The sequence below is a fragment of the Flavobacterium sp. genome (assembly GCF_043773265.1).
GTDB lineage: Bacteria > Bacteroidota > Bacteroidia > Flavobacteriales > Flavobacteriaceae > Flavobacterium.
This window is the reverse complement of the sequence record NZ_JAYVFH010000218.1, coordinates 1-6,782: the sequence shown is the minus strand read 5'-3', so window position 1 is coordinate 6,782 and position 6,782 is coordinate 1. Positions and strand designations below refer to the sequence as shown.

The window sequence follows — 6,782 nt, the reverse complement described above, 5'->3', positions numbered from 1 at the left end:
TCCTGACAAACCAATAACAAAGAAACCTCTTGAGGTACGTATGGGTAAAGGTAAAGGTGCCGTTGAATATTGGGCTGCCGTTGTTAAACCCGGAAAAATTATGTTTGAAGTTGGAGGTGTACCTTTGTCAGTTGCTAAAGAAGCTTTACGCTTAGCTGCACAAAAACTTCCAGTTAAAACTAAGTTTGTTGTTGCTAGAGATTTCGAAGCATAATCTAAATATATTATGAAACAATCAGAAATTATTAGTCTATCTACAGCTGAGTTACAAGTTAAACTTAGTGAAGTAAAGAAAACATATGCTGAATTAAAAACGGCTCACGCTATTTCACCAATTCAAAACCCTCTTCAGATTAAAACAATGAGAAGATCGGTAGCAAGATTGGCAACTGAATTAAGCAAAAGAGAGTTACAATAATTGTAATCTGCTGAAAGATGGAAAAAAGAAATTTAAGAAAAGAAAGAGTAGGTGTAGTTACTAGCAACAAAATGGAAAAATCCATTGTTGTTTCTGAAACTAGAAGAGTAAAACACCCTTTATACGGTAAGTTCGTGTTGAAAACTAAAAAGTATCATGCACACGACGAAAAAAATGACTGTAACATTGGAGATACTGTAAAGATCATGGAAACAAGACCTTTAAGTAAAACTAAATGTTGGAGATTAGTTGAAATCATTGAAAGAGCGAAGTAATTATGGTACAACAAGAATCAAGACTAAAAGTCGCAGATAACACAGGAGCAAAAGAAGTTTTGACTATACGTGTTTTAGGAGGAACGAAACGTCGTTATGCCTCTGTTGGAGATAAAATTGTAGTATCAATTAAAGATGCAACGCCTAACGGTAACGTTAAGAAGGGTGCTGTTTCAACTGCAGTTGTTGTACGTACCAAAAAAGAAGTGAGAAGAGCTGATGGATCTTATATCAGATTTGACGATAACGCTTGCGTATTGTTAAATGCTGCTGGAGAAATGAGAGGAACTCGTGTTTTTGGTCCAGTTGCCAGAGAACTTCGTGAAAAACAATTCATGAAAATTGTATCATTAGCACCAGAAGTGCTTTAATTCGATTAATGATGACAAAGTTAAAAATAAAATCAGGTGACATAGTAAGGATTATATCTGGTGACCATAAAGGCACTGAAGGTAAAGTTCTTAAAGTGAGCCGAGAAAATAATAAAGCGATTGTTGAAGGCGCTAATATGGTTTCAAAACATACAAAACCAAGTGCTAAAAATCCTCAAGGAGGAATCGTAAAGAAAGAAGCTCCTATTCATATTTCAAACTTGTCTTTGATAGATCCTAAATCTAAAGAAGCTACAAAAACAGGAACAAGAATAGAAGGTGATAAGAAAGTGAGATTTTCAAAAAAATCTAATCAAGTACTATAGTTATGGCATATATACCTAGACTAAAAGAAGAATATAAGAGCAGGATTATTCCTGCGCTTAGAGAAGAGTTCGGTTACAAAAATGTAATGCAAGTTCCTAAACTTGAAAAAATTGTTTTAAGCCGTGGAGTTGGTTCTGCTGTTTCTGATAAAAAGTTAGTTGACTACGCTGTAGATGAATTGACAAAAATTACAGGGCAAAAAGCTTTAGCTACAATTTCTAAAAAAGATGTTGCATCATTCAAACTAAGAAAAGGAATGCCGATTGGTGCTAAAGTTACTTTGCGTGGAGAAAGAATGTATGAGTTTTTAGATAGACTTATAACTTCAGCTTTACCTCGTGTAAGAGATTTTGGCGGAATTAAAGCAACTGGATTCGACGGAAGAGGCAATTATAACCTTGGTGTTTTGGAACAAATCATTTTCCCAGAAATTGATATTGACAAAGTAAACAAAATATCAGGTATGGACATTACATTTGTAACTTCAGCAGAAACTGATAAAGAAGCAAAATCACTATTAGCAGAATTAGGTTTACCTTTTAAAAAGAATTAAGATATGGCTAAAGAATCAATGAAAGCCCGAGAGGTTAAAAGAGAAAAAACGGTAGCAAAGTATGCTGAAAAGAGAAAAGCATTATTAGATGCTGGAGACTATGTAGGTTTACAAAAATTACCAAAAAATGCTTCTCCTGTTCGTTTACATAATCGTTGTAAATTAACTGGAAGACCAAGAGGATATATGCGTCAATTTGGACTTTCTCGTGTAACATTTCGTGAAATGGCTAACCAAGGATTAATTCCAGGTATAAAAAAAGCTAGTTGGTAAAAATAATTTTTAATTGGTTTAAGGTTCGATAGAAATAGTTTTATTGAAAACCAAAACCGCAAATCTATACATATGTATACAGATCCAATTGCAGATTATCTTACGAGAGTTAGAAATGCAGTAAGGGCTAACCACAAAGTGGTTGAAATCCCAGCATCTAATCTTAAAAAAGAAATCACAAAGATTTTATTCGATCAAGGATATATCTTAAGTTACAAATTTGAGGACAACTCTGTTCAGGGTTCAATCAAAATTGCTTTAAAGTATGATAAAGATACTAAAGAGCCAGTAATTAAGGATATTCAAAGAATTAGTAAACCAGGTCTACGTAAGTATGCAGGTGCTTCTAAATTGCCAAGAATCTTAAATGGTTTAGGTATTGCTATTGTTTCTACATCTAAAGGATTGATGACAGGAAAACAAGCTAAGCAATTAAATGTTGGTGGTGAAGTAATTTGTTACGTATACTAATTTAAAAATACTAAACGATGTCAAGAATAGGAAAAAATCCAATTGTAGTTCCAGGCGGAGTAACTGTTGATGTTACAGATGCAATGGTTACAGTAAAAGGAAAATTAGGTCAACTAACACAAGAGTTTTCGGACGTTACAGTTAAAGTTGAAGATGGTCAAGTATTGGTAGAAAGATATTCAGACCATAAAGATCATAGAGCTAAACACGGTTTATACAGATCATTAATCAATAATATGATTGTTGGAGTATCTACTGGTTTTACAAAAGAATTAGAACTTGTTGGTGTGGGATATAGAGCTTCAAATCAAGGTCAAAAACTTGATTTAGCATTAGGTTTTTCTCATAATATAGTTTTAGAAGTTGCTTCTGAAGTTATTTTAGAAACAATTTCAGAAAAAGGTAAAAATCCAATAGTTAAATTAACCTCTTTTGACAAACAACTTTTAGGTCAAATTGCAGCTAAAATTAGAGGTTTCCGTAAACCAGAACCTTATAAAGGAAAAGGTGTGAAATTTGTAGGTGAAGTATTAAGAAGAAAAGCTGGTAAATCAGCGTAAAAATATAGATTATGTCATTAACAAAATCTGAAAGAAGACAGAGAATCCAGTATAGAATAAGAAAGATTGTTAGCGGTACAGCTGCTAGACCAAGACTTTCTGTATTCAGAAGTAATAAAGAAATCTATGCTCAACTCATAGACGATGTAAATGGTGTTACTTTATTAGCTACTTCATCAAGAGATAAAGAAGTGGTTTCTAAAGGAACAAACGTTGAAGTTGCAACAATTGTTGGAAAGCTTGTTGCAGAAAAAGCGTTGAAAGCCGGTATAGATACTATAACTTTCGATAGAGGAGGTTATTTATATCACGGTCGTATTAAATCATTAGCAGAAGGCGCAAGAGCAGCTGGACTTAAATTCTAATATATTATGTCTAATAAATACAAGAATGTAGAGTTAGTAAAACCAAGTGGACTTGAATTAAAGGATCGTTTGGTAAGTGTTAATCGTGTTACCAAAGTAACAAAAGGTGGTAGGGCTTTCGGTTTTTCTGCTATTGTTGTTGTAGGTGATGAAAATGGTGTAGTTGGTCACGGATTAGGAAAATCTAAAGATGTTTCTGAAGCAATTGCTAAAGCAGTTGAAGATGCAAAGAAAAATTTAGTTAGAATTCCTTTAAGTGGTCAATCTGTTCCTCACGAACAAAAAGGTAAATTTGGTGGAGCTCGTGTATTTTTAATGCCTGCATCTCACGGTACAGGAGTTATTGCTGGTGGAGCTGTTCGTTCAGTTCTTGAATCAGTTGGAATTCATGACGTATTATCAAAATCTCAAGGTTCCTCTAATCCACACAACGTGGTTAAAGCTACTTTTGATGCATTACTACAAATGAGAAGCGCTTACACTGTTGCAAAACAAAGAGGTGTTTCTTTAGAGAAAGTTTTTAAAGGTTAATTCAAGGAAAATATGGCTAAATTATTAGTAAAACAAGTTAGAAGCAAAATCAATTGTCCACTTACTCAAAAAAGAGGATTAGAAGCTTTGGGTCTTCGTAAAATGGGACAGGTTGTGGAGCATGATTCAAATCCAACTATCCTTGGAATGATAAATAAAGTTAAACACTTAGTTTCCGTTGAGGAAGTTAAATAACAATTATAGTTATGAATTTAAGTAACTTACAACCTGCTGAAGGTTCAACACATAATCAAAATAAAAGATTAGGTAGAGGAGAAGGTTCTGGAAAAGGTGGTACTTCTGCAAGAGGTCACAAAGGAGCCAAATCTCGCTCCGGTTATTCTAAAAAAATTGGTTTTGAAGGTGGTCAAATGCCTCTTCAAAGACGTGTGCCTAAGTTTGGTTTTACCAACATTAATAGAATTGAGCATCAAGGTGTAAATCTTGACACTTTACAAGCATTAGTTGATAACGGAATTGTAACAGATACTGTTGATTTTTCAGTATTAGTTGAAAACCGTTTAGCTACAAAATCTGAATTAGTGAAGATTTTAGGTAGAGGTGAATTGAAAGCTAAATTAAAAGTATCTGCTCATAAATTTACTGCCACTGCAAAAGCTGCTATAGAAGCAGCAGGTGGTGAAGTAATAACATTATAATATTCTGATTTTATGAAGAATTTTATTGATTCGTTTAGAAATATATGGAAAATCGATGAGTTAAAGAATAGAATTCTTTGGACTTTGGGGTTACTTGTTATTTATCGCTTTGGCGCTCAAGTGACTTTACCAGGAATAGATGCTACTCAATTAGGTGGATTGCAAGGACAAACTAAAGATGGAATAGGATCTATTCTTGATATGTTTACTGGAGGTTCATTCTCTAAAGCTTCTGTTTTTGCATTAGGTATTATGCCTTATATTTCTGCTTCTATTGTAGTTCAATTAATGGGAATTGCTATTCCTTATTTACAAAAATTGCAAAAAGACGGAGAAAGTGGTAGAAAAAAGATTAATCAAATAACACGTTGGTTAACAATCGGTATTACATTATTACAAGGTCCAGGTTATATATATAATCTATATAGAACTTTACCAAGCAGTGCTTTTTTATTAGGGTTTGATTCATTTTCATTTCTGTTTTCATCAGTTTTGATTTTAACGACAGGTACAATTTTTGCAATGTGGTTGGGTGAAAAAATTACTGATAAAGGAATAGGAAATGGTATATCATTACTAATTATGGTTGGAATTTTAGCAAGACTACCTCAAGCTTTTATGCAAGAGTTTACTTCTAGAGTGACAAATAATAATGGTGGATTAATGCTTTTAGTCATAGAAATTATTGTTTGGATGTTAGTTATTATTGCTTGTGTATTATTAGTTATGGCAATAAGAAAAATACCAGTACAGTATGCTAGAAGAACTACTGCTGGTGATTTTGAGCAAGATATGTTGGGAGGTAATAGACAATGGATTCCATTAAAACTTAATGCAGCAGGTGTAATGCCAATCATTTTTGCTCAAGCAATTATGTTTATTCCTGCAGCTTTGGCTGGAATCTCAGATTCTGATGCTTCTAAAAGCATTGCAACAACTTTTAGCGATATGTTTGGGTTTTGGTATAATTTAGTTTTTGCTTCATTAATCATTATTTTTACATTCTTTTACACAGCAATTACAGTTCCTACAAATAAAATGGCAGACGATTTAAAAAGAAGTGGTGGATTTATTCCAGGTGTAAAGCCAGGAATTGAAACTGGTGATTTTTTAGATAAAATAATGTCATTAATAACGTTTCCAGGAGCGCTATTCCTTGCTTTAATAGCTGTGTTCCCAGCATTAGTGGTAAGTTTTGGTGTTCAACAATCATGGGCAATGTTTTATGGCGGAACTTCTTTGATAATTATGGTAGGAGTTGCAATTGATACTATTCAACAAATAAATACTTATTTATTGAATAGAGAATATGATGGTTTAATGAAAAGTGGTAAAAATAGAAAAGCAGTAGCTTAATTTTTATGGCAAAACAATCAGCAATAGAACAAGACGGATCAATAATTGAAGCATTATCAAATGCAATGTTTCGTGTTGAATTAGAAAATGGGCATATAGTTATTGCACACATTTCTGGAAAAATGCGTATGCATTATATTAAATTGTTACCTGGTGACAAAGTAAAACTAGAAATGAGTCCTTACGATTTGTCAAAAGCAAGAATTACTTATAGATACTAAAGATATTCAAAATGAAAGTAAGAACATCAGTTAAAAAAAGAAGCGCAGAATGTAAAATTGTGCGAAGAAAAGGAAGATTATACGTTATTAACAAAAAGAATCCTAGATTTAAACAAAGACAAGGATAGTTATGGCAAGAATTGCAGGGGTAGATATCCCGAAAAATAAGAGAGGTGTTATTGCACTAACCTATATCTTCGGATTAGGAAAAAGTAGAGCTATTGAGATTTTAGAAAAAGCTCAAGTAAGCCAGGATACAAAAGTTCAAGATTGGAATGATGACGAAATCGGAGCAATCCGTGATGCAGTATCATATTACAAAATTGAAGGGGAACTTCGTTCAGAAGTTTCACTACACATCAAACGTCTAATGGATATTGGATGTTACAGAGGAATCCGTCA

The 6,782-nt window shown here is 33.2% G+C and carries 17 protein-coding genes; all 17 read left to right on the top strand.

Features of this window, described 5'->3' with window-relative positions; all coding sequences use genetic code 11:
* On the top strand, nucleotides 1-214 hold a 214-nt coding region (gene rplP / locus ACH2BO_RS11640), incomplete at its 5' end, for a 50S ribosomal protein L16 (protein ID WP_395044907.1).
* A 12-nt stretch (nucleotides 215-226) separates the two neighbouring features.
* Entirely contained in the window at nucleotides 227-418 is a 192-nt protein-coding gene (rpmC, locus tag ACH2BO_RS11635; RefSeq protein WP_395044906.1) for a 50S ribosomal protein L29, read from the top strand.
* Nucleotides 419-435: 17 nt separating this feature from the next.
* Nucleotides 436-693, top strand: a complete 258-nt coding sequence (rpsQ, locus tag ACH2BO_RS11630; protein ID WP_159778948.1) for a 30S ribosomal protein S17 — start codon at nucleotides 436-438, stop codon at nucleotides 691-693.
* Between the two features lie 2 nt (nucleotides 694-695).
* Nucleotides 696-1,064: a 50S ribosomal protein L14 gene (rplN, locus tag ACH2BO_RS11625; RefSeq protein WP_007803649.1), complete on the top strand. Its 369-nt coding sequence runs from the start codon at nucleotides 696-698 to the stop codon at nucleotides 1,062-1,064.
* Nucleotides 1,065-1,075: 11 nt separating this feature from the next.
* Complete coding sequence (rplX, locus tag ACH2BO_RS11620) at nucleotides 1,076-1,390, top strand: 50S ribosomal protein L24 (RefSeq protein ID WP_395044905.1); 315 nt, start codon at nucleotides 1,076-1,078, stop codon at nucleotides 1,388-1,390.
* 2 nt (nucleotides 1,391-1,392) lie between these two features.
* Entirely contained in the window at nucleotides 1,393-1,944 is a 552-nt protein-coding gene (rplE, locus tag ACH2BO_RS11615) for a 50S ribosomal protein L5 (protein WP_395044904.1), read from the top strand.
* Between the two features lie 3 nt (nucleotides 1,945-1,947).
* Entirely contained in the window at nucleotides 1,948-2,217 is a 270-nt protein-coding gene (rpsN, locus tag ACH2BO_RS11610) for a 30S ribosomal protein S14 (protein WP_395044903.1), read from the top strand.
* Between the two features lie 72 nt (nucleotides 2,218-2,289).
* Nucleotides 2,290-2,688: a 30S ribosomal protein S8 gene (gene rpsH, locus ACH2BO_RS11605; RefSeq protein WP_395044902.1), complete on the top strand. Its 399-nt coding sequence runs from the start codon at nucleotides 2,290-2,292 to the stop codon at nucleotides 2,686-2,688.
* A gap of 17 nt (nucleotides 2,689-2,705) precedes the next feature.
* Nucleotides 2,706-3,248: a 50S ribosomal protein L6 gene (gene rplF, locus ACH2BO_RS11600; RefSeq protein WP_395044901.1), complete on the top strand. Its 543-nt coding sequence runs from the start codon at nucleotides 2,706-2,708 to the stop codon at nucleotides 3,246-3,248.
* Nucleotides 3,249-3,259: 11 nt separating this feature from the next.
* The gene (rplR, locus tag ACH2BO_RS11595) at nucleotides 3,260-3,613 is read left to right on the top strand and encodes a 50S ribosomal protein L18 (RefSeq protein WP_395044900.1); all 354 of its coding nucleotides are present in this window, start codon (nucleotides 3,260-3,262) and stop codon (nucleotides 3,611-3,613) included.
* A gap of 6 nt (nucleotides 3,614-3,619) precedes the next feature.
* The gene (gene rpsE / locus ACH2BO_RS11590) at nucleotides 3,620-4,144 is read left to right on the top strand and encodes a 30S ribosomal protein S5 (RefSeq protein ID WP_298177567.1); all 525 of its coding nucleotides are present in this window, start codon (nucleotides 3,620-3,622) and stop codon (nucleotides 4,142-4,144) included.
* A 12-nt stretch (nucleotides 4,145-4,156) separates the two neighbouring features.
* Nucleotides 4,157-4,339, top strand: coding sequence for a 50S ribosomal protein L30 (gene rpmD, locus ACH2BO_RS11585; RefSeq protein ID WP_298119790.1), 183 nt, complete (start codon nucleotides 4,157-4,159; stop codon nucleotides 4,337-4,339).
* Between the two features lie 11 nt (nucleotides 4,340-4,350).
* A complete protein-coding gene (gene rplO, locus ACH2BO_RS11580; protein ID WP_274782169.1) occupies nucleotides 4,351-4,803 on the top strand; it encodes a 50S ribosomal protein L15 in 453 nt (150 codons plus the stop codon).
* Nucleotides 4,804-4,815: 12 nt separating this feature from the next.
* Nucleotides 4,816-6,159 carry a preprotein translocase subunit SecY gene (gene secY, locus ACH2BO_RS11575; protein WP_395044899.1) on the top strand — a complete coding sequence of 448 codons (1,344 nt, stop codon included), beginning with the start codon at nucleotides 4,816-4,818 and terminating at the stop codon, nucleotides 6,157-6,159.
* Between the two features lie 5 nt (nucleotides 6,160-6,164).
* Entirely contained in the window at nucleotides 6,165-6,380 is a 216-nt protein-coding gene (gene infA / locus ACH2BO_RS11570; RefSeq protein WP_007136545.1) for a translation initiation factor IF-1, read from the top strand.
* Nucleotides 6,381-6,391: 11 nt separating this feature from the next.
* Nucleotides 6,392-6,508: a type B 50S ribosomal protein L36 gene (gene ykgO, locus ACH2BO_RS11565; protein WP_081932050.1), complete on the top strand. Its 117-nt coding sequence runs from the start codon at nucleotides 6,392-6,394 to the stop codon at nucleotides 6,506-6,508.
* 2 nt (nucleotides 6,509-6,510) lie between these two features.
* A partial coding sequence (gene rpsM / locus ACH2BO_RS11560) for a 30S ribosomal protein S13 (RefSeq protein WP_395044898.1) occupies nucleotides 6,511-6,782 on the top strand: 272 nt, incomplete at its 3' end.

Coding starts and splice junctions, on each gene's coding strand:
- secY (WP_395044899.1), top strand. CDS start 4,816: ATGAAGAATTTTATTGATTCGTTTAGAAATATATGGAAAATCGATGAG.
- rpsN (WP_395044903.1), top strand. CDS start 1,948: ATGGCTAAAGAATCAATGAAAGCCCGAGAGGTTAAAAGAGAAAAAACG.
- rpsE (WP_298177567.1), top strand. CDS start 3,620: ATGTCTAATAAATACAAGAATGTAGAGTTAGTAAAACCAAGTGGACTT.
- rplR (WP_395044900.1), top strand. CDS start 3,260: ATGTCATTAACAAAATCTGAAAGAAGACAGAGAATCCAGTATAGAATA.
- rplF (WP_395044901.1), top strand. CDS start 2,706: ATGTCAAGAATAGGAAAAAATCCAATTGTAGTTCCAGGCGGAGTAACT.
- rplX (WP_395044905.1), top strand. CDS start 1,076: ATGACAAAGTTAAAAATAAAATCAGGTGACATAGTAAGGATTATATCT.
- rplN (WP_007803649.1), top strand. CDS start 696: ATGGTACAACAAGAATCAAGACTAAAAGTCGCAGATAACACAGGAGCA.
- rplO (WP_274782169.1), top strand. CDS start 4,351: ATGAATTTAAGTAACTTACAACCTGCTGAAGGTTCAACACATAATCAA.
- infA (WP_007136545.1), top strand. CDS start 6,165: ATGGCAAAACAATCAGCAATAGAACAAGACGGATCAATAATTGAAGCA.
- rpsH (WP_395044902.1), top strand. CDS start 2,290: ATGTATACAGATCCAATTGCAGATTATCTTACGAGAGTTAGAAATGCA.
- ykgO (WP_081932050.1), top strand. CDS start 6,392: ATGAAAGTAAGAACATCAGTTAAAAAAAGAAGCGCAGAATGTAAAATT.
- rplE (WP_395044904.1), top strand. CDS start 1,393: ATGGCATATATACCTAGACTAAAAGAAGAATATAAGAGCAGGATTATT.
- rpsQ (WP_159778948.1), top strand. CDS start 436: ATGGAAAAAAGAAATTTAAGAAAAGAAAGAGTAGGTGTAGTTACTAGC.
- rpmD (WP_298119790.1), top strand. CDS start 4,157: ATGGCTAAATTATTAGTAAAACAAGTTAGAAGCAAAATCAATTGTCCA.
- rpmC (WP_395044906.1), top strand. CDS start 227: ATGAAACAATCAGAAATTATTAGTCTATCTACAGCTGAGTTACAAGTT.